The 25283-nt window shown below is 37.9% G+C and carries 20 protein-coding genes and 2 pseudogenes; 6 read left to right on the top strand and 16 right to left on the bottom strand.

The window, feature by feature from the left end:
• Position 1 precedes the first annotated feature (1 nt).
• From JKP73_RS03085 to JKP73_RS03120, 8 genes are all read right to left on the bottom strand, one after another.
• Positions 2 to 313, bottom strand: coding sequence for a (2Fe-2S)-binding protein (locus tag JKP73_RS03085; RefSeq protein ID WP_308436476.1), 312 nt, complete (start codon positions 311 to 313; stop codon positions 2 to 4).
• Between the two features lie 115 nt (positions 314 to 428).
• The gene (locus tag JKP73_RS03090; protein ID WP_200410896.1) at positions 429 to 1151 is read right to left on the bottom strand and encodes a GntR family transcriptional regulator; all 723 of its coding nucleotides are present in this window, start codon (positions 1149 to 1151) and stop codon (positions 429 to 431) included.
• 180 nt (positions 1152 to 1331) lie between these two features.
• Positions 1332 to 2882: an arylsulfatase gene (locus JKP73_RS03095; RefSeq protein ID WP_200410897.1), complete on the bottom strand. Its 1551-nt coding sequence runs from the start codon at positions 2880 to 2882 to the stop codon at positions 1332 to 1334.
• Positions 2883 to 2908: 26 nt separating this feature from the next.
• Positions 2909 to 4687: a glycoside hydrolase family 2 protein gene (locus tag JKP73_RS03100; RefSeq protein WP_234447044.1), complete on the bottom strand. Its 1779-nt coding sequence runs from the start codon at positions 4685 to 4687 to the stop codon at positions 2909 to 2911.
• A gap of 17 nt (positions 4688 to 4704) precedes the next feature.
• Positions 4705 to 5568, bottom strand: a complete 864-nt coding sequence (locus JKP73_RS03105; protein ID WP_021289492.1) for a carbohydrate ABC transporter permease — start codon at positions 5566 to 5568, stop codon at positions 4705 to 4707.
• Positions 5569 to 6444, bottom strand: coding sequence for a carbohydrate ABC transporter permease (locus JKP73_RS03110; protein WP_021289493.1), 876 nt, complete (start codon positions 6442 to 6444; stop codon positions 5569 to 5571).
• 32 nt (positions 6445 to 6476) lie between these two features.
• Positions 6477 to 7775, bottom strand: coding sequence for an extracellular solute-binding protein (locus tag JKP73_RS03115; RefSeq protein WP_200410898.1), 1299 nt, complete (start codon positions 7773 to 7775; stop codon positions 6477 to 6479).
• A 309-nt stretch (positions 7776 to 8084) separates the two neighbouring features.
• Positions 8085 to 8498, bottom strand: a complete 414-nt coding sequence (locus JKP73_RS03120; RefSeq protein ID WP_021289495.1) for an Lrp/AsnC family transcriptional regulator — start codon at positions 8496 to 8498, stop codon at positions 8085 to 8087.
• Positions 8499 to 8613: 115 nt separating this feature from the next.
• Between JKP73_RS03120 and JKP73_RS03125 the strand changes: the two genes are divergently transcribed.
• Positions 8614 to 9375 carry an MBL fold metallo-hydrolase gene (locus JKP73_RS03125; RefSeq protein ID WP_200410899.1) on the top strand — a complete coding sequence of 254 codons (762 nt, stop codon included), beginning with the start codon at positions 8614 to 8616 and terminating at the stop codon, positions 9373 to 9375.
• Positions 9376 to 9561: 186 nt separating this feature from the next.
• Here the strand turns inward: JKP73_RS03125 and JKP73_RS03130 are convergent, their stop codons facing one another.
• From JKP73_RS03130 to JKP73_RS03140, 3 genes and pseudogenes are all read right to left on the bottom strand, one after another.
• On the bottom strand, positions 9562 to 10485 hold the full coding sequence (locus JKP73_RS03130; RefSeq protein ID WP_021289497.1) for an ArsR/SmtB family transcription factor: 924 nt from the start codon (positions 10483 to 10485) through the stop codon (positions 9562 to 9564).
• Between the two features lie 728 nt (positions 10486 to 11213).
• A pseudogene (locus JKP73_RS03135) lies at positions 11214 to 11455 on the bottom strand (flagellin); the annotation flags it as partial.
• An 85-nt stretch (positions 11456 to 11540) separates the two neighbouring features.
• On the bottom strand, positions 11541 to 13103 hold the full coding sequence (locus JKP73_RS03140) for a Na+/H+ antiporter NhaC family protein (protein ID WP_021289499.1): 1563 nt from the start codon (positions 13101 to 13103) through the stop codon (positions 11541 to 11543).
• 362 nt (positions 13104 to 13465) lie between these two features.
• Here JKP73_RS03140 and JKP73_RS03145 point away from each other — a divergent pair.
• Positions 13466 to 14104: pseudogene (locus JKP73_RS03145) on the top strand (SDR family NAD(P)-dependent oxidoreductase); the annotation flags it as partial.
• Positions 14105 to 14154: 50 nt separating this feature from the next.
• Here the strand turns inward: JKP73_RS03145 and pruA are convergent.
• From pruA to codB, 4 genes are all read right to left on the bottom strand, one after another.
• Positions 14155 to 15702 (bottom strand): L-glutamate gamma-semialdehyde dehydrogenase, encoded by a 1548-nt coding sequence (gene pruA / locus JKP73_RS03150; protein WP_021289502.1) that lies wholly within the window; start codon positions 15700 to 15702, stop codon positions 14155 to 14157.
• 124 nt (positions 15703 to 15826) lie between these two features.
• On the bottom strand, positions 15827 to 16750 hold the full coding sequence (locus JKP73_RS03155) for an LCP family glycopolymer transferase (protein WP_021289503.1): 924 nt from the start codon (positions 16748 to 16750) through the stop codon (positions 15827 to 15829).
• Between the two features lie 225 nt (positions 16751 to 16975).
• A complete protein-coding gene (locus JKP73_RS03160) occupies positions 16976 to 18241 on the bottom strand; it encodes a cytosine deaminase (protein ID WP_021289504.1) in 1266 nt (421 codons plus the stop codon).
• A gap of 1 nt (position 18242) precedes the next feature.
• Complete coding sequence (codB, locus tag JKP73_RS03165; RefSeq protein ID WP_038242603.1) at positions 18243 to 19508, bottom strand: cytosine permease; 1266 nt, start codon at positions 19506 to 19508, stop codon at positions 18243 to 18245.
• A gap of 507 nt (positions 19509 to 20015) precedes the next feature.
• Between codB and JKP73_RS03170 the strand changes: the two genes are divergently transcribed.
• Genes JKP73_RS03170 through JKP73_RS03180 form a run of 3 tightly spaced genes read left to right on the top strand, consistent with a single transcriptional unit; the run spans position 20016 to position 23841 of the window.
• Positions 20016 to 20813 (top strand): ABC transporter ATP-binding protein, encoded by a 798-nt coding sequence (locus JKP73_RS03170; protein WP_021289506.1) that lies wholly within the window; start codon positions 20016 to 20018, stop codon positions 20811 to 20813.
• 51 nt (positions 20814 to 20864) lie between these two features.
• Entirely contained in the window at positions 20865 to 21851 is a 987-nt protein-coding gene (locus JKP73_RS03175; protein ID WP_200410900.1) for an ABC transporter substrate-binding protein, read from the top strand.
• A gap of 4 nt (positions 21852 to 21855) precedes the next feature.
• The gene (locus JKP73_RS03180) at positions 21856 to 23841 is read left to right on the top strand and encodes an iron ABC transporter permease (RefSeq protein ID WP_200410901.1); all 1986 of its coding nucleotides are present in this window, start codon (positions 21856 to 21858) and stop codon (positions 23839 to 23841) included.
• A 63-nt stretch (positions 23842 to 23904) separates the two neighbouring features.
• Here JKP73_RS03180 and JKP73_RS03185 read toward each other — a convergent pair whose 3' ends face one another.
• Positions 23905 to 24099 (bottom strand): hypothetical protein, encoded by a 195-nt coding sequence (locus JKP73_RS03185; protein ID WP_021289509.1) that lies wholly within the window; start codon positions 24097 to 24099, stop codon positions 23905 to 23907.
• Positions 24100 to 24368: 269 nt separating this feature from the next.
• Here JKP73_RS03185 and JKP73_RS03190 point away from each other — a divergent pair, with 269 nt between their 5' ends.
• On the top strand, positions 24369 to 25277 hold the full coding sequence (locus JKP73_RS03190) for an endonuclease/exonuclease/phosphatase family protein (RefSeq protein WP_200410902.1): 909 nt from the start codon (positions 24369 to 24371) through the stop codon (positions 25275 to 25277).
• The last annotated feature ends 6 nt before the right edge of the window (positions 25278 to 25283 follow it).

The following is a 25283-nucleotide window of genomic DNA, read 5'->3' on the forward strand; positions in this document are numbered from 1 at the left end:
CTTACTTCCCCCTTTTTGGATCTCCAACATTCGATGACACGACCATACCTTCTTGTACTAATGTAGTGCAGCTTATCACATGCTCTAAGCCATCAATTGTTAAAAAACAGCTGCAGCATCTTCCCGTAGCACAGTATACTCCTCTTGCTTGAGCCAATTTACGGCTTCTTCCAAGTTCTTTAACTCCATTAGCTAGTAAAGCAGCAGAAACCGTTTGTCCCTCCCAAGCCTTTAATGGCTGTTCATTAAAATAAAACGTTATTTCCTGGTCAAATTTTCTCCCTAAAATTGGATGCTCCACCATTTGCATCATCAACCCTCCAAGCGTTTCAATGATTATTAGAAAAGAAACTCCTTCATTATATAAAATATAATATTATAATATTATAATATTTAATTTGATACTTATTGTTGCTTAGATATTAACGCTACAATTGAACTTCTAGATAGTATTTAGCATCTTCGAAAAGCATGATGAGTTTTGAGTACTCAATCTTTTGTTTCGTAGCAGTTGTAGTAAAGCGTTCTAAAACAAACAATGGATCACCTATATCTATACCAAGTGTCGAAGCTTCATATTCTTTTGCAGTCATTGTAGAAATATAAACTTTCGCTCTATCTAATTTAATTTTATATTTTCTAGAAAATATATTATACAGTAGCTCGTTTTCTATATCGTTCTGACTTAATTCTGGCGCCAAATGTTCTGGAACATAAGAGAATTCAATCACTGTAGGTTTCTGACCTTCAATTTTAAGACGGTTCATCATATAGATCATATCCCCTTGATCGATACCTAGTTTTCTAGCAATTGCTTCTTCTGCTGGTATTGTTTTAAAACCAAGTGTTTTATGTGGATATGCTTTTCTAGTTTCTTGTTCATCCTGAACCGAAACGAAACTGGCTAGATTATGTTCTTCTCGTTTTTTTACAAAAGTCCCTTTTCCACTTTTTCTGTGAAGAATCCCTTCGTTAACTAGATCAAGAATGGCTCGCTTAACAGTAATATTACTTACTTGGAAACGGGTAGCTAATTCCTTCTCAGCAGGTAACTTATATCCTACCTCCCATTCACCTGAATCGATTTTTGTTTCTAAATATTTTTTTATTTGCTTATATAATGGTATGGAAAGATCTTTATCTACAACCATATTGGTTTGCTCCTTATAATAGTCTAAAATTATAATAATATAACTTATTTAATAACTTTCAGTAAATTCTAACATTCAATATGTTTCGAATCAATCTTTTTATTAAATTTTCTAAATATAAATTAAAAAAGAAATGATTTCATCTTCTTATCACATAAAAAAGCCGGTTACCCGACTTTTTCATTTAACTTGTGGTCTTTTCCGTGGATACACATCTGTCCGCTTAGCCCATGCTTCCCAGATACCCTTCATCTCCTCCACAAGTTCTGGATAGTTGTCTTTTAGGTTATGCATCTCCGTTCGGTCATGCTCTATATCATAAAGCTCCCAATCCATTTCTTTTACTTTCGACAGCTTCCATTTGCCTTTCCTCACACCACAATGCTGCTCGTGTTCAAAACAAAACGTTCTTTCTTCCATTTCCTTTTCACCGCGAATGGCAGGCATGAAGCTTTGCCCTTCCATTGGTAAGATCGAATGTCCATTGTATTGATCGGGATAGGAAGCATTCGTAATCTCCACAAGGGTTGCCATTATATCTATAAAATGACCTGGGCGATGATCAATTCCTCCCTGGTTCGCCACTTTTTCCGGCCAATGAGCTATTAATGGCGTACTTATCCCACCTTCATGGCTATAATGTTTATACAATTGCAATGGCGTACTACTCGCATTTGCCCAGCCAGATCCATAACTATGATAAGAATCAGGACCACCCATATGATCTAAGTCCTCCTTGCGATGAAGAAAGTTAGACGTTGTAATCCAATTATCAAACCCCCATGGATCCCATTCTGCACAAGCACCATTATCGGAACAGAACAGGATAAGCGTATTGTCCATCTCGCCATGCTTCTTTAAGTCATTGAGTACCCTGCCAATATTTTGATCCATTCGATCAATCATGCCAGCATAAATGGCCATTCGTTTAACTAAATCCTGCTTTCGATCATTCGCAACCGATTCCCAAGCCGGGTTCACACCTTGAATATCTCTATCCCTATTCCAAAACGGAGCATGAGGCGTTAATTCTGTGTCTTCTGGAACAATCGCTAGTTTCTTCATTCGATCCAATCTTTCTTCTCGTATTTTATCCCAGCCTTTTTGATATAGCTTCTCATATTTCGCTATTTCTTCTTTTGGAGCTTGCAAAGGAAAATGTGGTGCATTATAAGATAAATAAAGAAAATATGGTTCCTGTTCTGCTCTTGCTTCTGTAATGAAGTCTAATGCATAATCGGTAATCGCATCTGTCGCATAAAACTCTCCATCCTTATAAGTTCTTTCCGGTCGCCCCTTCGGCAGCCTGGAATAATCCGATTGATCCCAGAAACTAGTAAACCCTCCTAATAATCCATAGAAATCATCAAAACCGCGCTCCGTTGGACCAATTTCACCAACATGCCATTTACCTGACAAATAGGTACGATAACCTACTTGTTTAACAACTTCAGCTAAGGTAACGCATTGATCTTTAAGGTAACCACGATACCCAGGCGTTTCCAAGTCTTCCGTCATTTCACCGACACCGGCTTGATGAGGGTATAATCCACTTAACAACGAAGCTCTGCTCGGGCAGCACCGAGCAGAATTATAAAATTGAGTAAACCGTAGCCCACCCTTGGCTAATTGATCTAAATGCGGCGTCTGAATCTCACTTCCAAAAGATCCAAGGTCTGAAAAACCTAGGTCATCTGCTAAAATCAAAATAATATTTGGTTTCTGATGCATATTAACACACTCCTAACAGCTAAAAATTAGGCATCATTGATTTCTTTAATTTTTTCCAGAGCTATCTTGGGTTCGCGATTTTCTTTTAGCAAGCCATTAATCTCCTGCTGAACATCGGTGGTTTGGGTATAACAATAACCTGAAATATAAGGGAGATCTTTGATAGCATTGGTAATATTACGGAAACGTTCTAGGAATTCGGCTTCCGTCGTCACTTGATTGCCATAGCCCCAACCACGCTTATCTTGAAACGCAATGCCCCCGTACTCCGTTATCATTATTGGCTGTCCTTGATAGTGATATCCTTCGGCAAAAGCATATTTATGGTGGTTATGTGGTTTTTTATTTTCTAAAATAGCTGCTTTATCTTGATAGCGATGATAGAAATTCTCACCTAATTCCTCGTAGTCATGTAAAGCAATTATGTCAGAGATTGTATGTTCCCAACCATCATTGACAATGACTGGACGGTTGGAATCGATTGATTTTGTTACATAGTAAATTGCCTCCGTAAAGGATTGCTGCTTTGCATCCTTAAAAATCTTTGGCACGCCCCATGATTCGTTAAACGGGACCCATGTAATAATCGAAGGATGATTATAATATTGAGTTACAACTTCCTGCCATTCTTTTGTAAAGTTCGCTACCGCCTTATCAGAGTACTCATAGGTTGCCGCCATTTCTGACCAAACAAGCAGCCCCTTCCTATCGCACCAATATAGAAACCTAGCATCTTCCACTTTTTGATGTTTACGTACCCCGTTATAGCCCATTGCTAAAGTCTTATTAATATCTTCTAACATCGCTTCATCTGATGGAGGAGTCAACATCGTATCAGGCCAGTACCCTTGATCCAGTAATAGTTTTTGATAAATCGGCTGATTATTTAACAATACCTTTCCCTCTTTAATTGAAATCTTTCGCATCCCAAAGTACGAATGAACTTCATCTTCCAAAGCTTCGTCCACATATAATTGGAAGGTTACATCATACAAATGTGGATGCTCAGGCGTCCAATGCATGATCTTCCATTCATGAATCGGCGAAGTTAACTCTATCTCTATCTGTTCATCTTTCCGAGTTGGCGTGATTACAAACTGTTTTACTAGATTTCCCTCATACCGGATCGTCGTCTCTATCCGACAAGCCCCTGTTGGCAATTGATTTAAATCGTACGCCAAATGCAACGAATTTGTATCGATATTTGGTGTCATCTTCACATGATTAATCGTTGTCTCTGGTAAAAACTCCAGCCATACCGTTTGCCAAATCCCTGTTTGCTGTACATACCAGCAGCCAAAATTCTCATTAATCCAACGTTGCTTGCCGCGTGGCTGATAACAACTTTGGCTATCCTCTACTTTGACAACAAGTTCATTTTCCTTTGTTGCATCAACCGCATGCGAGATATCAAAGGAAAAAGCAGCATACCCACCAGTATGAGCACCGATAAATACGCCATTCACCCAAACCTTCGTATGATAATCAGAGGCTTGGAATCGTAACAATGCACGTTTCGCTGCATTTTCTTCTGTAATTTGAAATGTACGATGATACCATACATTCGGGTGAAATGCTTCTTCACCAATACCACTAGCTTTTGTCTCGTACGTAAAAGGAACTTGTATTTCTTTTGTCAATACAGATGGCTTATGCTGCCACTGTTCTAATTCACCGATATTTTTATCGTCAAATCCGAACTTCCAAGTTCCATTTAGGTTCATCCACTCTTTTCGTTCAAATTGTGGACGAGGGTATTCCGTCCGTTGATACGTTTTCTTTTCCTTTGTCATTGTTTCTTTCATTTTCCTTCACTCCTCTATTAACCTTTTATACCTGTGAAACTAATTCCTTTGACAATCTGTTTTTCAAAAATCAAAAATGCAATAATAACTGGAATCGATGCGATGGCATTGGCTGTCATTGGTAACACATAAGCTTGCGAATAAGTTGAATTAAACACCGGCAAGCCAACCGGTAATGTGTACAACGTCTCCGACAATATGGATAAGTATGGCCATAAGAAATTATTCCATGAACCTATAAAAGTAAAGATTCCAATCGCTGCCATTGCAGGTTTTGCTAGGGGCAAGACAATTTTGTAGAATAATTTGAAATAAGAACAACCATCAATAATGGCACTCTCAATAACTTCTTTTGGTACACCATCAAAGAAACTTTTTAAAATAATGACTCCAAGTGGTGAAGCAATCATTGGCAGAATTAAACCAGCATAACTGTCAATCAGATTCATACTCTTAACAATTTCATAAAGAGGAATAATCGTTGCTTCTCCTGGAATCATTAAACCAAGTAAAAAGAAGATAAAAATAAAATTCTTAAAACGAAATTTCATTTGTGAAATCGCAAATGCTGCCAACGAAGTAATTGCTAATGTTAAAATGGTAGTTACCAAAGCAACAAAAAAACTATTAAACAGCCAACGTAGGATTAAGCTGTCCATAATGATAGTTACATAATTGGAAATCGTATAGGGTGGTAGAAACCACGCAATAGGATTTGACGTAGAGAATCCATCCGGTTTGATCGATACAAACAACATCCAAATAATCGGAACAATAAACACTATAGCTACAATCACACCGATGGTTACTTTTACCTTTAAGAGCGGATCTCGATTACGATCCAACGCTTTCCTACTTTTAGATGAAGTAATCGAAGCCATCTAGTTCTCCTCCAATCGTTGATTTTTTAACTGAATGATTGACAAGATTAATAAGATGAAAAATAACGCATAAGACATCGTTGCTGCATAGCCCAAATTATTTTGTGTAAAGCCTACTTCATAAATGTATTGAATGAGCGGCCGTGTGGCTCCTCCTGGACCACCACCAGTAATTAGCAGGATTTGCGCAAATACTTTATAAGAAGCTAATATTTGTAATAAAATGATTACCCGACCAATTGGGATTAATTGTGGTAAAGTAATATAGCGAAATTGCTCCCATCTCGTAGCGCCGTCGATTTCACTAGCTTCATAATACGTATCTGGGATTTCTTGCAAACTCGTAAGAAAAAGAATCATATTAAAACCAACCGACCACCATAGTGTTACCCCGACAATACTGACCCAAGCCAACGTTTTATCCGCCATCCAAAATGGTTCTGCTTCAATTCCTATTGCCTGAATCACCGTATTTACCAAACCACTGTATGGCTGTAACATAAAGATGGCTAAAAAGGATATTACCGCAACGGACAAGATACTTGGCAGAAAGAACGAGCCACGGAAGAAGGTCTTTAATTTGGTATTTAAATTAGCTAAAAGCGCAAGACCTAATGCTAGAAGTACCATCGTTGGTGTGGTGAGGATAACAAATAAGGTCGTATTCCATAAGGTCTGCCAAAAGAAAGGATCCTTAATCATGTCCACATAATTCTCCAAGCCGACGAAATCCATTTTCTTAACTAGATTCCAATCATATAGACTCATTTGCAATCCTTTAAAAATAGGCAGGATTGTAAATATTAAATAAGCAATAAAGAATGGAAGCAAAAAAGGAACCGCTTTCATATCTTTGATCCAAGCTTTCTTATTCATTTCCTAAACTCCTTTCTTGTCTTATTTGTTAATTAATCATGTATAAGCTCCTTTACCTCTTTCTCAATTTGCTGAAAAGCTTGTTCTGCGGTAGCTTCATTTGTCCATATTCGATCGAGATTACGGATCATAATATCGTTAATACCACGATAATAAATGGTTCGGTCAGAGAAATTGACATAATCGGCAACCTGGGCATAGTCTTCCCGATAGGCCATCTCTTTAAATTCCTTTGATTCTACTACCGTATCCTTTGCTGGAATATGACCTGCTTGCGCCCACTTTGCTCCATGATCTGTGGCAAAGTCCATAAATGCAACGGCACCTCGTTGTACTTCTGGATCTGCATCTTCATAGGCAGGTAAAACTAGGGTGTGCGAACCACCCCATGCTCCTTTTTGTCCAAAAATAGTGGGAATCGGCATTGCCGTAAAATTAAAATCCTCCGTGCTTTCCCAAACTCCTGTCGACCAAACACCTGTGGCAATCGTAGCCGCTTTACCAGATTGAAAGTCCGAATAGAAATCTGCTAGATTTAATGGAATGACTTCATCCTCATACCAGAATTTCTGCATGTATTCTGCAGCTTCAATTGCTTTGGCCGTATCTAACACATAACTAGGGTTTTCCAAATCATCTGTTACAATATTTTCGCCACCTAGCTGGGTATAAAATGTCCACCATTGTCGATATCCATCCATTCCAACTGTTGGGAATGCCAATGGAAAATTATTCTCTGGCAATTTCTCTTTTAATGTTTGAAAAAATGCTCGAAATCCTTCGGGCGTCTCCTCCATCTTTAACGTTCCATCTTTATTTAATAATCCAGCTTGATCAATCAAATCATTATTGACGTACATAATATGAGGATGTGTATCAATGGGGATTGCATAATGTTGATTATCAAAAACGGTTTGATCTAGAATATTTGTATTAAACTCATCCCATTGCACTCCTACTTCCTCTGCATAGCCATCTAGATGTTGCAAAATACCAAGATCGACTAACTCAGGTAATGTATGAGAATGAGAAATCGCAATATCTGGTCCCTTCCCTGCTCCAAGACTGGTAATTAGTTTCGTATAGTATTCCTCGAACTCTTGCTGAATATTGTTCACATAGAATTCGTTTTGACTAGCATTAAATTCATCCACGATGTTTTGCATGTATTCGGCATCTCCACCTGCAAATAAATTCCACATTTTGATTTCCTTAGCTCCATCTGGAACATTCGCGCTATTACCACTTACTAGCTGACCAAGACCAGAACACGCTGTTAACAGAAATAACAGGCTAAGCAAACACAATGATACGCCAACCCTTCTACGCATCAAACACCCCTCCCTTTATTACAATTTTTATGTTTTTATACTGTTTTTCTGTATTTTAAGTGAATAATACGCTTACATTTCTGAAAAGTCAATAAAATTAAATGTATTTTCTAACTCCTTTTGTTTTAGAAATCTCTTTTATATATAAAGAAAACATCCTTTCAAAGCCCCCTATTCAAGCGTATATAATTGACAGCAGGTACATGAAAAATAAACTCGCTTGGACAAATATCCAAGCGAGTTACTTTTAGGTTTTATTCCATTCACGACTCCCCGCGTTCATTTAATATAACTAAATTTTCCATTTAATTATTGCTTCTTAATTACAATCGATAATTTATAATTTGCATGCTTATTTAAGCCCAACAAAAAATCATCTAATACTTCATTTGATGGAAATCTACATTCAAGAAGATAACAACCATCTCCACTGATTTTATAATTGCTTATTATATGCTTCTCTTGAGTGTTAATAAAGGAAAGGAAAGGCTGATGATTGGTACTTCGTATAATAATTGTAATAAAGGCATATACATAACAACCTAATTTTACTTGGTTTATCTTTATTGTATATCCCTCAATTACTCCCTTTTCCTCTAATTTAGTGACTCTATCTGCAGCAGCTTGTCCAGTCAAATGAACTTTTTCCCCCAGTTCTTTCATCGTTATACGACTGTTCTCGTTAAGTTCCTCCAAAATCTGCATATCCGTATTATCCAGCATTCGGTCAAATCCTTTCAATTATCAAGTCAAACAGCAAAAAGTCTTGATTTTATCCATGTATTCTTAATTGATCCTAGTATAAAATATACTTAAATAAAAGCAAGGGAGTTTTATTATGAATATACAACAAATCCGAAATGCAACTCTTGTAGTTGACTATGCAGATAAAAAGTTTTTAATCGACCCTTTTTTAGCAGATAAGGGGACTTATCCTCCTTTCCCAAATTCAGCTAGACAGGAACAAAATAACCCTTTAGTGAACTTACCAACATCGATAGATAAAATTATATCCAACATCAATGCCGTCATTGTAACGCATCTACATTTAGATCACTTTGATGAAGTTGCCAAAGAAGTATTACCAAAAGATATCAAGATGTTTGTACAAAACGAAGAAGATGCGAAAGAAGTAGAAAAAGAGGGTTTCCAAAATGTAGAGGTTTTACAAGAAGATTCCGTTTTTGAAGATGTTAAGTTAATTAAAACGAAGGGGAATCATGGAAGAGGAGAAATAGTAAAACTTGCTGGTCCAGTTTGTGGTGTTGTTTTCAAACACCCAATGGAGAAAACGTTATATGTAGCAGGAGATACGGTTTGGTATGAAGGTGTGCAAGAAGAGATTAATGCACACAATCCAGCAATCATTGTCGTAAATGCTGGAGATAACCAATTCCTAGAAGGCGGTTCTCTTGTGATGAGTAAAGATGATGTTTATCAAGTATCTAAGGCTTCCCCTCATGCAAAAATTATCGCAAGTCATATGGAGGCTGTGAACCATTGGACATTGTCCAGAGAAGAATTAAAAAGCTTTATTAATGAAAAAGGAATCTCCTCTAACGTGTTCGTGCCAGAAGATGGGGAATCATTTTCATTTTAAGGTAAAAACAGACAGAAAGAATAAATTCTGTCTGTTTTTCTAGTACTTTAAATGCTCCAAATTCAACTACATACCTCAATAACTAGATTAGATCTTCCATTACACATAGGACAAATGGTATTGATTTTAAGCGGGAGCCGATTCTGTCGGAACAGACAACAAACATACGATAGAGCAATCGTTACATTAACTATAATGAATCGTTAATACGATATCTTGATCATAATCACCAAATCCTTTACCAAATAAATTAATACCTCCTTTATGTATTGCATCTTCTTTAATGCCTACTTTAATTGATACAAAATTCTTTTCTAGTAGATTTAATTCGTCGAGGGTACATGCCGATAATTGAAAGTCATCAATAAATGTTTCATGCTTGGTAACCTTCCACGTTTTTAAACTGCCATACTGTGTACTGGTAGTATCAGCCCAGTAACTTGGATTAAGTTTCCCTGGACGATCTCCATAATCCCCTGGACTCGTCCATGTCCCAATATCTACACCGTTAATCCATAACGTAATATCCGATGGCCAATTGGGGTCATGATTCGGTGCTTCCGAACATATCTCCATGGAAAGTTGTAGGCTAGAGATCGTCGCACCACTTGGAATTACGATAGGAAATTTATATTCAAAATATCCCTTTCTGGTCCAAATTAATTGTGCTTTTGAGCGCTCTGGGCTATAAAAATGAACCGGTTCATCTTCAGGAATCAAGAATTGCTCTTGATTTACCATGCCACAAGTAGGGGCCACTTGAAAATCGGTATACTGACCAATCGGCATTTCTAATCGATAGCTTTGATTCTCCATATAGAAATTATCTTTTTTATTTAATTGAATATGAATATCATCGAAATTTCTTGTACAAACTTTCATAGCTCCCCTACTTGCCGGTCGAAGTTCTGTATGTATTAATGCAGCTTGTTCCAGCACCTTCACATGTGACGCTGTGGTAGAAACGGGTATGCCTAATGTCTCAGCCATTTGGTGGATATTCATATTTCCTTCATTAAGTAGATTAATAATTTGCAGACGAACATCGGAAGCTAGCGCATGGGCCACTTTCTTTAAATTATCTGTGTCTTTTATGGATAGTTCTAGCAAAAGAATCCTCCTCTACGATTAGATTGATTTTATTACAAGATTGTTAGAAATATACAAACTTTATATTTATTTCTTACTATATTACTATATATTTTGGAATAAATGAATACGCCATCCTCTCTAAATGGAAAAATCCTACATTGAAAAAATGAAATTCCAAAAAATCTAAAATGATATTGATTTCAATACATTGCTGAAAATGGACCAAAAACATATACATTCAAAGATGGAGCTAAAATGGAAGTCGGTTCTGAATACGTATGACCGGAACGAGAAGTGCCAACAGTTATGAAACTGTTTGATTTAATTAATTTAATTTAGCAATAGCTTTTTAAAGATTTCACAGCCCCTTTAAAGAGCTATTTTTATATGTGGGGCCTTAGGATATGGATATAATGATATTTAATTGTTATTATAAGGTGGAAGTAATATTTGTGAGGTGATTTTATGACTATGCAGGAATTAATGCCTTTAATAATCATCTTTATTAACTTAATTTTTACTATAGCGATAGCTTTTGGAATAGTTTTTATTGTTAAGTATGTGAAATCCAAGAATTCTTCTAGAGATAAGTTAGAGGAAAGAGTTGAAAAGTTGGAAGAGAAAGTAAACAACAAATTCAAGTAATGGTTACTTCTATATATACAATACCTTATTTTATGGGAATATGAACAAATTATATAAAAATCCTGCTCAATATGAGCAGGATTTTTTACTGTTATTTTAGTCTAAAAATTAACGAAGTAATTATAATACTCCTGGTTTGCTTGTGCCAACACTTGAGCAGCCTGCGTAAGAATATTATTCTTAGTGAAATTCATCATTTCTTTGGCCATATCAACAACTCTAATATGTGACTCAGCAGCTGTTCCGTTTTCAGTAAATGCTCCTTAATCGTATGCTCTAGACGGTTTTGTACTGCACCTAATGAAGAACATTGGGTAGATACTGAATTAATAGCATCATCAGTTTTCTTAAATTCGTCGTCGAAGCAAAACGGTACAGCTTCTTTACTGTTGAACTTGCTCCAAAGAATGAAATCTCCCTTCTTTTCCCTACCCCACATCCTCATCTATTTCCAATCGTTCTCCTTCCCTTTGTTCATGCCGATTCCCTAAATACCGTATAATAAAAAATTGAACCACAATACCGACAATTAAGAGAATGATACTATTGTCAATGAATGTATAACTTACGTACATTACTCCAGCAATACTAGCTGGTACAAGGGCATAAGGTATTTGTGTATTCACATGGGCAATGTGATCGGATTCGGAGAAGATCGATGCCATCACGGTCGTATCAGAGATTGGTGAGACATGGTCTCCAAAGATTGCCCCAGCAAAGATTGCTCCAATTACTATTGCAATTAATTCTTCTCCTCCCATTGAATAACCCAGCGGAATAGCAATCGGCGTCAAGATCGACATGGTGCCCCAAGATGTTCCTGTAGCAAACGAGATAAACATCGCAATTATAAATACGAGAAATGGCAATAATGCTTCAGTCATCCACCCTTGTGTGGCTTTAACTACAAATTCCGCTGTACCCAGCTCAGAAGTTACTGTACCGATTGACCATGCTAAAACAATAATAATTAATGCTGGCAACATGGTACGAATCCCACCTAACAATGTATCCTCACAAGCCTTTAAACGCATACCTTGGAGTAAAGCTAGGATAATGCCAACGGTTGTCATTGCAAATGCTCCCCAAGTAAGTGCTACAGAAACATCTGTATCTGCAAGTGCGTCCATAATGGACTTTCCTTCAGCGCCACCTCCTGAATACCATAGCCCCCAAATGCTGACAGATATTAACGTGACAAGAGGCAGAATAAAATTCCAAACGCTACTCACTTTTTTATGCGGTTCCCCCAAATCCTGGTCAACCGAAGACAATGGTGTCGATCCATCTGGAATCAACTTCCCGGTTGTATGCGCACGTTTTTCCGCTTTTGCCATCGGTCCAAAATCCTTTAATAAAATGATCATGGGTACAGCTAGCAAACAGAGAATCGCATAGAAATTCCAAGGAATCGATTGTAAGAAAACAAAGTACGGATCTATACCTGCTATACCAATCGTAGCAAATGCTGCTGCTATTAAAGATACTTGAAAGCCAATCCAATCTGAAACTGGGCCAATTGTTGAAATCGGTGCTGCGGTTGAATCAATGATATAAGATAATTTCTCACGTGATACTTGATGTTTTGCAGTAATATCCTTTGTTGCATTTCCCACGATTACGGAATTTACATAATCATTAAAAAAGACGACTAGCCCTAATATATATGGTAGGAATAGTACTCGCTTTTTTGTGGTTAATTTATTTTCCAATAAGCGTATAAGCCCTTCTGAACCACCGGTCTTAAACATAAATGCTGCCCCTGTTCCTAACAATGCTGTCATGACAAGGAAACGTGCATTCCAAGGATCAATCATCACATCTTTCATCCATGTAAAGGTCATACCGACTGCAGCAAAAGGATTTCCACCAGCTGCAATCAATCCTCCAACCCAAATACTAATAAATAAAGAAAACAACACACGCTTTGTAAAAATCGCCAATAATACAGCAACAATTGGTGGAATAATTGATAAAAAGTCCATAAACATGTCAACCTCCAATAATTGTGAAATTCAGTGACTTATCTTTTAAACAGCATCCTTCCTCTTGCTTCATTCTTATATTTTGTTCATTTATCTTACGTTTATATTTTTATTATTACAAGTTATAAAATATTCAGACAAAAGTCGTCTAGCAACATGAATCAAAAGTTTTAGCGGTATAATAAAGGGTAGGTAGTAATAGCTACCCTTATGTTTATACTGAAGGAGGAAATATCCATGCAATTCAAAGATAAAGTCGTACTTATAACAGGAGCAGCAGGAGGAATTGGAATTGCTGCAGCTAAAAAGTTCGCAGAGAAGGTGCCAAACTAGCACTTGTCGATCTTAAGAAAGATGCACTTGAAAAAGCAGCGGAATCCGTTCAAGCTGATGATATTCTCTTACTGGATGCCGATGTTTCAAAAGAAGCAGATGTTAAAACATATGTCGATCAGACCAACAAACATTTCGGGCGCATTGATGTGTTTATTAATAATGCTGGCATTAATGGAGCGTTCGCAAACATTACGGAGCAAACAGCTGATAATTACCATGCGGTATTTGGAGTAAATATAATGGGCGCATTCTTCGGCTTAAAATATGTACTTAAACAAATGAAGGAACAAAATAGTGGTGCTGTAGTGAATACAGCCTCGAATGGTGGCCTACTTGGTGCCCCAGGTATGAGTGCTTATGTTGCATCGAAACATGCCGTTATCGGGCTTAATAAAACAGCAGCCCTTGAGATGGCAGAATATAACGTCCGCGTGAATGCAGTTGCCCCCTCAGGGGTCGATACGGCTATGATGAAATCCATAGAAAAAAATGCGATGGGTGAAAACGCTGGAGAAGCAAGAAAACAATTCGAAGCTTCCGTTCCGCTGAACCGCTATGCTACAGCTGAGGAAATTGCCGACTTAATGCTCTTCCTTTCTTCTGAAAAAGCATCGTTCATCAGCGGTTCCTACTACCGAATTGACGGCGCACAAGGTGCTACATCCGTTTAATATTTAAAAATGACAGCCCAGATCTGGACTGTCATTTTTTATACTCCTTCCTAAAACATTTCCGATACGGTTTTTGCATGGAGGAATTGTGGTAAATAATCCGGGCCTCCCGCCTTTCCGTTTGTACCTGACATTTTGAATCCACCAAATGGCTGATAACCTACAATTGCAGCTGTGCAACCTCGATTGAAATATAGATTCCCTACTTGGAACTCATAGCGAGCACGGTCTAAGTGTTTGCGATTATTGGAAATCACTGCACCAGTTAGTGCATATTCTGTATTATTTGCGATGTCTAATAATTCATCAAAATCCTTTGCCTTTGCAAAACCAACGATAGGTCCAAAGATTTCTTCTTGCATAATTTGAGCGTTTGGATCGACATCTTTAAAGATCGTTGGATAAACAAAATAACCGTTGGAATCATCCATCTCCCCGCCGTAAGCAAGCTCTCCTTCTGTTTTTCCAATATCAATATATTGTTTGATTTTATCGAATTGCTTTTGATTAATTACCGCACTCATATAAAAATCCTGTTCAGCCGTATTTCCGATTGTAATTTGCTTTGTTTTCTCAATCGCTTTGGTAAGTACTTCATCATAAACAGCCTCATGAATAATAGCACGTGAACAAGCGGAACATTTTTGGCCTTGAAATCCAAATGCAGATTGAACAATCGCGTCTGCCGCAAGATCGATGTCTGCATCATTATCGACTATAATTGTATCCTTTCCGCCCATTTCAGCGACTACCCGCTTGAGGAAATCTTGACCTTCCTGTATCTTTGCAGCACGTTCTATAATTCGTGTTCCTGTTGCACGTGAACCAGTAAAGTTAATAAAATGTGTTTTCGAATGGTCAACCAGATAATCGCCAATTTCTTTAGGATCACCAGGGACAAAATGGATAGCTCCATCTGGTACGCCTGCTTCCATTAAAGCTTCCACAAGCTTATAAGCAATTACAGGTGTATTCTCCGAAGGCTTTAGTAATACCGTATTCCCGGCAACCAATGGGCCGACAGTGGTACCGCAAACGATTGCAAACGCAAAGTTCCATGGTGGGATAGCTACCCCTGGTCCCAGCGGCTGGTAAAAATACGAATTATTCTCATTTGGACGATCCTCCACCCATTTTCCTTCGGCAAGCTTTATCATTTCTCTTCCATAATATTCGAGGAAATCGATACCTTCTGCAATGTCAGCATCCGCTTGTCCCCAAGGCTTACCTGCATCATAGACGAGTATAGAGGCGAATTCATATTTCTTTCTACGAACAATCGCAGCTGTCCGGAACAGCACCTCTGCACGTGCCTCCGCACTCCAACGCCCCCATTCTTTAAACGCCTCTTGTGCCGCATTCATCGCTTGATCAATATGATCCGTTGACGCCATAGAAGCTTTCCCAACAACTTGTTCTTTGTTTGCCGGATTTATAGAGACGATTTTTTCTTCCGTATATACTTTTTGCCCATTAATCATTAATGGAATATCCTCTCCTAATTGACTCTCTGTTTTCTTTAAGACTTGTCGAAACGCTTCTCGATTCGCAGATTCATTAAAGTCAGTAAACGGTTCATGCTTAAACGGTAAAACCATATAACTTCCTCCTTATAAACACGTTTATATACCGATTCCCAAGACATAAACTTGTAAAACGTTTACAGAACAAAGGCTTAAAAAAAAGACCTCCATCGTTACATGAAGGTCTTATCCATTCCCATTATGATTTTATTTCGTTAATCATTCCGTGTACTTTCGTGATTTCTTCATCTGGCACAATGTAATAATAAGTGCCATCAATCTTGGTGCCGCTCCCCTCCATCATATAGCTAACAACGTTTTTCCTTACATTTGTATAGTTAAAAAGTAAATCTTTCATATCATCAAAATCCATATTTGTCGCCATATTGTTTCCTAATACATCGATGACACCGCTGATTTTGTTGACTGAGGCGACGGAAGCACCTTTATCGACAATGCCTTCGATCACTTTACGCTGGCGCTCGGTACGCCCAAAGTCTCCGGCATTGTCCTGTTTACGCATACGTACAAATGCCATAGTTTTCGCTCCATCCATCTCTACTGGTCCTTTCGTAAAATTATACGTACCATCATTCCAGGCAATCTCGTTATTTACTTCGATGGTACCAAGCTGGTCAACCAGTTCTTCGAGCCCTTCCATGTTCATACGTACAAAATAATCCAGCTCAATATCTAAGAAGTTTTCTACTGTTGCTATTGACATTTCGCTTCCACCATATGCATATGCATGGTTAATCTTATCCTCAAATCCTTTACCAACAATCGTTGTACGTGTATCTCTCGGAATACTAACTAATTGCATCTTTTCTTGTTTAGGGTCAAGTGAAAGCACCATTAACGCATCTGATCTTCCCTTATCCGCACCACGCGCGTCGACACCGAGTAATAACACATTTAATGGTTCTTCATCCTTCATTTTCTTTTTTGTTACCGTCGTATCTATCGCTTCCACCGGCTCACTCATTTTTTCGTTCACCGTACTCTTTGCATTATTATAAATGGAGATGGCATACGCTCCGCCCCCTAGTACCAATAATAGAATAATAACTAAAGGAATCTTAAACCATAGTCTTCTTGGTTTTTTCCGATCGCTTCGTTTCATACAATTTCTCCTTTTACATATAAATAACTCATTTAATTATTTTGAAATTTTAATAGAAAATTACTAGATTTACCAAAATCTATTACAATAGTCTTATTATACGCTATCTTTTCTACAAAAAACAACAGTATTTTCATTGGGCTGAGACAACTATCATCTCAGCGGCAACTCTTCATTTCAATATAAAAAGCCTGCAAACAGGATATTTACAGACTCTTTAGCTTCTTATTTCTGAAAGTCCACCTTTGCTGTTTTTGTCAAATGGACATGTGATTCACTTGGTTTTGTTTCAGCAATTATATTGCCGTTACGAATCGAATACAATACAGCTGCCTGTTTGCGAATAGCTTCATAATCATCTTCCGCGTCAAGCACAATTAAATTTGCTGGTTTACCTTCTTCAATTCCATAGTGCCCCTCAATATCCATTGTCCTGGCGCTATTGGTTGTAATTAAATCAATTGAATTGCTAATTTGATCATATCCCATTAATTGGGAAGCATGAATTCCCATATGAAGTACTTGTAGCATATTTCCTGTACCAAGTGGGTACCATGGATCAAAGATATCATCATGGCCAAAGCAAACATTCATTCCAGCTTCCAGCAATTCTTTGACACGTGTTAATCCTCGTCGTTTTGGATAGGAATCAAACCTTCCTTGCAAATGAATATTAACAAGCGGATTAGAAATAAAATTGATTTCAGAAAGACCTAATAAACGAAATAACTTCGACGTATAGGCATCATTATAAGATCCCATAGCGGTTGTATGACTAGCTGTTACCCTTGATCCTAGTCCTCGCTCATAAGCTTCAGCAGCTACTACTTCTACAAAACGAGATTGCTCATCATCGATTTCATCACAATGAATATCAACGAGCCGATTATATTTTTCAGCTAAGTCAAAAGCAACCTTCATTGAATGCACACCATACTCACGAGTAAATTCAAAATGCGGAATTCCACCAACAACATCTGCACCTAGCTTAAGTGCTTCTTCAACTAATTCTTGACCATTCGGATAAGATAGAATGCCTTCTTGCGGAAAGGCAACCAACTGTAAGTCTACATATGCAGCCATTTCTTCCTTTACTTCTAATAAAGCTTTTAACGCCGTTAGTTTGGGATCGGTAACATCCACATGGGTACGTACATGCTGAATACCCTGAGCAATTTGCCATGTTAAAGCTTTCTTCGCCCTTATTTTTACATCTTCCTGTGTTAAGGATACTTTCCGTTCAGACCAACGTTGTATCCCCTCAAACAGCGTTCCACTTTGATTCCATGCAGGCTCTCCTGCAGTAAGTGTTGTATCGAGGTGGATATGAGGCTCTATAAAGGGTGGCAGTACTAGAGAACCATTTACATCGATTACATCTTCGCCATCTCTTATCGTATTCGATCGATGAACCGAGATAATTTTCTTATCCTGTATGGAAATGTCCCATTTCCCAGCTTTTCCTCGTAACGAGGCATTTTTTATAATCATATTAATTACTCACCTTCTCTACTTTTGATGTCATGACTTGTTTCTCTTTCATTCCAATGAATTTCATCCCTGCTACATGGACTACTCCTGTAGCAATTAAAGCATTAATTGGCGGGATCCCCGGGATAAAGGTTGCCGCGACAATCCCCACTCCCCACGCAAGTATTGCTACCCAATTGATGGGTTGAAAAGTCATTGTCTTAAATGCCCGATAATTCCCTCGATGAACAATGAAAAAATCAGCAAGAATAATAGCTCCAATTGGCGGCAGCGCAGATCCAAGTAGTGTTAAGAACCCAACAAAGTTATTATACAACCACATCGCAGCTAATGTCCCGATAACTCCATTAACAATAACTAATTTCTGTTTTGGTAGTTTCGTAATATTAGATAATCCAAGTCCAGAGGCATATAGCGCATTATCATTGGTTGTCCAAATATTTAGTCCTAAGACGATGATAGCTGGTAAAATCAAGTTTTGTATAAACATTACTTCCGATATATCTGCTTGTCCAGTTGCTATCGAACCAATAGCTCCAAAAACAAACATAAGCGTATTTCCTATAAAAAAGGCAATCACGGTTGTCACTACTGCTGAACGCTTTTTACGAGCAAAGCGAGTAAAATCCGGTGTCAGTGTTCCTGCGCTGATAAATGAGCCGATACAAATGGTTAACGCTGCAGCTAAACTGATTGCCTCAGCAGGTTGATAATCAAGTAGTCCCTGTATCCCTCCAATACTTTCTGCTGCTTTAAAAACAGAGGTACTGCCTAAGACTGTAATTAATGGCACGGCGATAAAACTTATGATAGCAAGTGCCTTCATTCCAAAAAAGGCAGTAAACGTCATAGCAATTCCCGCTATAGCAATTAATAGATAGATATCAATTCCTGTTACTTTTTGAACAGGAATTGCAAACATCGCTGTCCCAACACCGAACCAGCCAATTTGTGTGAATGCAAGGAGAAAGGAAGGAAGATAGGAACCTTTCTCACCAAATGCATAGCGTGCAAGTAAGTGGGTCGACAGCCCAGTCTTTGCAGCTATATAAGCTAATGCCCCAGTATATGCACCAAGAATCAAATTACCAGCAAGCACAATTCCAATAAACTGTAGGAATGTCAGCCCTTGTCCCAATTCTCCACCTGACATCATACTTGCTGAGAAGAATGTTAAACCAAGCATCACTACGAATGTTTTCCAAAATCCATTGCGATGATTTAATGGAACTGCCTGTAACGAAAACTCTGTATCTATTTTTTTCATTATAATTCCTCCTGGTTATCGGTACCATACCAAGAAGGGAGATTGTGTTTTCTGTATAAAAAAGCAGGCCTCCAGTCGTGTGCGACAAGAAGCCTGCTTTTTAGGGATGGCCATTATCGAAAAACGATAGTAGCTACCGTTATGTATGTTTGTACATCTATACATAACCCCTACACATGATCCGCTGTCCTTGTCAGCCTCTCTGGACTGAATTAAAGGTACCATATTTAATTACCATTATTATGACAGATGGTTAGCGAAATCGTCAAGTTGGGAAAAGCTGGTAGATGCTTTTATTCCACACCTACTATCTATTTTTTATTCTTAACCTCTTCCTAACGTTCCTCTCCTCTCTAATTCTACGATTTTTTCTCCTTTAATATCGTGGCTTTACAGGAAATGTATGTACAATTTTTTATGAAAATTCATTCATCGTGTATTGAAAATCTAAGACTAATAACCTATAATTGAAAATGATTATCAATTTCATGTTCTGGAGGTGACAACATGATCGATATAGATCAAGTACAAGTTGGTTATGAGGATACCATTATTATTGATAAGCTTAGTGTTTCGATACCAAAAAATAAAATAACTACGATTATCGGGCCAAATGGTTGTGGCAAATCTACATTACTGAAAGGAATTGCCCGAATCCTCAAGCCAAAGACTGGTGGAATTTATCTTGATGGAAAGCGGATTAGTCAGACATCTACCCAGGAGATTGCAAAGAAGATGGCTATACTACCACAGTCTGCTGAAGCACCATCAGGATTAACCGTACGTGATCTTGTTACATATGGTAGATTTCCTCATCAACCCAGATTTGGCAAATTAAAAAAAGTTGATATAGAAGCAATTGATTGGGCACTAGAATCTACTGGACTAACGGACTTAGAGAAGCGCCCATTAGAAGCATTATCTGGTGGACAGCGACAAAGAGTTTGGATTGCGATGGCACTCGCACAAGATACAGAAGTGGTTATACTAGATGAGCCGACTACCTATTTAGATATGTCACATCAGCTAGATATACTGGAACTTTTAGAAAAGCTTAATCGGGAGCAAAACAAAACCGTTGTCATGGTCCTGCATGATTTAAACCATGCCTCCAGGTTCTCCCACCATTTAATCGCCATGAGAGATGGTGAACTAATTACCCAAGGCAGCCCACATGAAGTGATGGCAGAAGAGAATTTAAGAAAAGTGTTCCACATTCAGCCAATGCTGACTGTTTGTCCATTCAGTGATAAACCAATCTGTCTATCCTATGCAAATGTGGTAGAAAAGTCCGTTATCAGTTAATCTAGACGATTCGTATTTAGTTAAATACTAGTGAATGGGAGTTAACCAAAGATGAAGAAAAAACTTACATTACTTAGCACATTGCTATTTTTATTTATTATATTAACCGGATGTATGCAAGAAGATGCCTCATCACAAGAATCAGAGGATAAAAGTGATGCTTCAGACAACGAGACAATTATAATTGAAGCTGGTTCAGAGAAACATGAGTTTGATGGACCGCAGAAAAACATTGTTGCTTTAGAATGGAGTGTAGCAGAAGAATTACTAGCTGTAGGTGTACAACCAGCTGGAGTAGCTGATGTAGAAGGGTTTAATAAATGGGTAACCATTGATAAGAAATTGGATGATAGTGTGGTCGATGTTGGACAGCGTACCGAGCCAAATATTGAAGAAATTGCCAAACTAGATCCTGATGTGATTGTTGGAAAAGAATATCAACGGAAACATCAAGAAGAGTTAGAAAAAGTAGCCCCAGTTGTTTTATATGATGGAGCAACCGACGAAGCAATAAGCGACTTATATGCCCACATGACTGATACATTTAAACAAACTGGTAAATTAGTAGGGAAGGAACAAGAGGCCAAAGACGCTATTACGCATTTAGAAGAAAGAATGGATGCAGCTAAACAAAAGGTAGAAGCAGCTAATTTATCTACAAGTGAATTTGTTTTTACACAAGCATTTTCTGTGAATCAAGCACCAACTTTCCGGCTTTTCACGAGTAATTCTACAGTTAGTCACGTTCTTGAAGGCATTGGACTAACAAATAAAATTCAAGATCAAGAGCCACAGACGGATGGTTTCATTGAAGCAAATGTGGAAGCATTATCCAATTATCAAGAGTCGTTATTTTTACACACGGTGCAAAAGGATGATCCATTATTCTCTAATTTAGAAAATAATCAAGCTTGGAATTCTTTAGCTTTTGTTAAAAATGAGGATATGTATGATCTTGGCGCTGGTGTTTGGACATTCGGTAGTGTATTATCCATGGAAACGCTGGTTGATCATGCCGAAGAGGCTTTAGTGAAGTGATCGTATGAAGGTAAAACCAATCCTTTTCATATTCGGATGTTTTCTGTTATTTCTTGTCCTTGGATTGATTCACTTAAGCCAAGGGCAAGCCTCTTCGGGCTTTATTACGTTTTGGTTAGACGTGTGGAATAATGATCAGGAATTAAGCTTTTTATTATATAATCGTATGCCTCGATTTGTAATTGGCTGCTTAGCAGGAGCAGCATTAGCTGTTGCAGGGATGTTATTACAAACAATGACGAAAAACCCACTTGCCAGTGCGAGTACCTTAGGTATCCATGCAGGGGCATATTTTTTTGTCGTATTATTCACGATTTTCTTCCCTTCCATTAGCGGTGGCTACCCGATTATCGTGACGATGGCAGGAGGAATTGCGGCAGCATTAAGTGTCACCTTTTTAGTTGGCAAATCTTTAGACCCTGTGCGTATCGCATTAACGGGGCTCATTGTAACCATGCTTTTTTCGTCATTCACAAGTGCATTACAATTATTGTATGAGAATGAAGTGTCTGGATTATTTTTATGGGGTTCTGGAACATTATTACAATTGGACTGGAGTGGGGTCCAATTTGCTACTCCATGGATAATTGGTACATTAGTGGTTGCTATCTTAGTCAGTCGCCGCTTCGACATCTTATTGCTTGGAGATGAAGTTGCTATTGGCCTTGGTCAGAATATTACGTTGAGTAAAGCATTTGGTTGGGTTATCGCTATCTTATTAGCATCGGTTACCGTCACCGTAGTAGGACCAATTGGATTTGTTGGTATTATTGCACCACATTTAGTCCGATTAATGGGATTTCAAACACATCGAACGATGATAATTGCCAACGTACTTGTAGGTGCTAGTTTACTCATCAGTGCAGATATTTTCGTACGTATCATTTCTGATTTGTCAGAGTTACCCGTAGGTGCCATGACGGCAATTATTGGTGCTCCATGGCTCGTATATTTAGCACTAAAGATGAGCACTCAAACGCGCTCCTCTGGAAATGCATTAGAAGGGAAAGAAAGAATTGAGCGTGATCGAAGGAAAATCTTCTACCCAATTTTATCGCTTGGTATCTTGATACTCGTTGTCATTAGCTTATCGTTTGGGGGGACAAGTTTTACTAATTTGCTCGCGTTACCACAGGAGCTTATGTACAATAGTTATGTTTGGGATTTTCGAGTCCCACGAGTAGTAGTAAGCTTTGCTGTTGGTATGATGATGGCTGCAAGTGGTTTACTTATGCAAACCGTCCTACGAAATCCGTTAGCCGATGCATCTGTTTTGGGGATTACCTCTGGTGCTAGTGTCATTGCTATGCTGTTTATCGTAGTATTTCCTCAAGCTCCATTTATTTTTGTTCCAATTGGTGCATTGCTAGGAGCCCTATTAACAATGGTAATTGTGTTAATCATTAGCTCAAAAAGCGGATTCCAGCCGATGATTCTCTTATTAATGGGAATCGCCATGTCAGCAGTTGGTGCTGCACTTATTCAAATTTTACTCGTGCGAGCGAATGTCCACGCTTCCCAAGCTTTAACCTGGCTGTCTGGAAGTACGTATGGAATGAGTTGGGATGACTTGGTGATGGCTTTGCTTGCGGTTATATTGATTATCCCAATTATTATCTGGCTAGCTAAACCATTCGAGATTCTATCCTTTGGCGACGAAATTTCGATTGGATTAGGTGTTCGTACAAGCCGTATGCGATTACTTATGATTGTTTTAGGAGTCGTATTATCTGCAATTAGTGTATCCATTGTTGGAGCAATTGGTTTTGTCGGATTACTCGCACCACATATTGCCAGACAATTGGTTGGACCAAAGTTATTGCAGCTACTTCCATTAACTTTAGTCATAGGCGGCCTACTGTTGCTTTCCGCTGACTTTTTTGGAAGGGTATTGCTTGCCCCGAAGGAAATTCCAGCAGGTATCATTGTCTCGCTGATTGGCGCACCTTATCTCCTTTATCTATTAAAGAAGACAAATCGAGTAAAATAAATAAAGGGTTGCCTCAAAGTTTTAAACGCTTTTGGGGCAACCTTTTTTGTTATATTCATTTTATCATTCTTGCTGTTCTTCTTTTACTTTTTTGATTGTATTCTTTATTGACTTACCAATAACCAATCCAATCAATCCACCGATAACTAATAAGAGAACATTTCCCCAATCCATTGCTTCGCCTTGAAATAAATTGATAATATAAGTTGTTACAATTATTCCTACTATCCATACAAAGATAAATTTAACAAAATACATATCTCTCACCTTTCAAGCTTAATACCAAAGATAAATTTAATACATGAACTCCTTTCACTTTTTTACGATCTTAATTCATCTTCCTAACATTTAGTACGATTTAACAGAAAAACAGTTTCAATAATTTTCCATTTTTTTATTATTGTACGCTTATAAATTAATTTACCTACACTTTCAAATAACCTTTATATAAATTAAATCTATTTTAATTAATAGTTAACAATAGATATATATACTTAACCTAGTGAATAACAAAGGAGGAATTTGAGTTGAAAAAAGCATTATATCCTATTTTATTGGTAATGATTGTAATTATGTTGGTAGATAGTACCTTAATAGGACCTTCAAATGTGTTAGCATCTGAAAAATCTGGACAATCCACGAAGGTAGATTTAAAGATTATGACCTATAATTTAAGGTATTTAAATGACAGCGATCCTTCCCCACATACCTGGGAGGAGAGACTCCCTGCCATTAAAAAACTTATTCGTAGAGAAAGACCGGATATCATTGGGACGCAAGAAGTTTTATATCAGCAGCTTACTGATCTTGAACAAAGTCTAAAACATTACGACTGGATTGGTTTGGGACGTGAAGGTGGAAGCAATGGAGAATACGCAGCTATATTTTATGACAAAAAGCAATATTCTCCTATCGAATATGATCACTTCTGGTTATCAGATACACCAGAGGTGATCGGTTCCAAAACTTGGGGGAATAATATTCCACGGATGGTAACTTGGGCAAAATTTGTTGATAAAAAGAGCAAGCAAAGCCTCTATGTGGTCAATACGCATTTCGATCATGAATCTGCAAATGCTAGAGAGAAGAGTGCAGCGTTAATCATGAAGAAAATCAATAATTTTGATGAATCTCTACCTATTTTCTTAACAGGAGATTTTAATACAAGCCCTGATAGCATTCCACACCAGACACTAACAAGTGAGGGAGCATTTAGTGACTTGTGGGATACTGCAAAATTTAGATTTAATGAAAAGCTTGGTACTTTTAATGGATTCGATGATCCAACTGGTGGCGGTCCAGATAATCGAATTGACTGGATACTTGGAAAAGGAAATATTTATACACATAAAATTAAGATTTTCGATGACAGTAAAAATGGACAATTCCCAAGTGATCATTACCCAGTAATGGCGGATGTCATTTTATCCTACTAAACTAGC

Origin of the sequence: Virgibacillus salexigens (genome assembly GCF_014905415.1) — a bacterium.
GTDB classification, from domain to species: domain Bacteria; phylum Bacillota; class Bacilli; order Bacillales; family Amphibacillaceae; genus Virgibacillus; species Virgibacillus salexigens.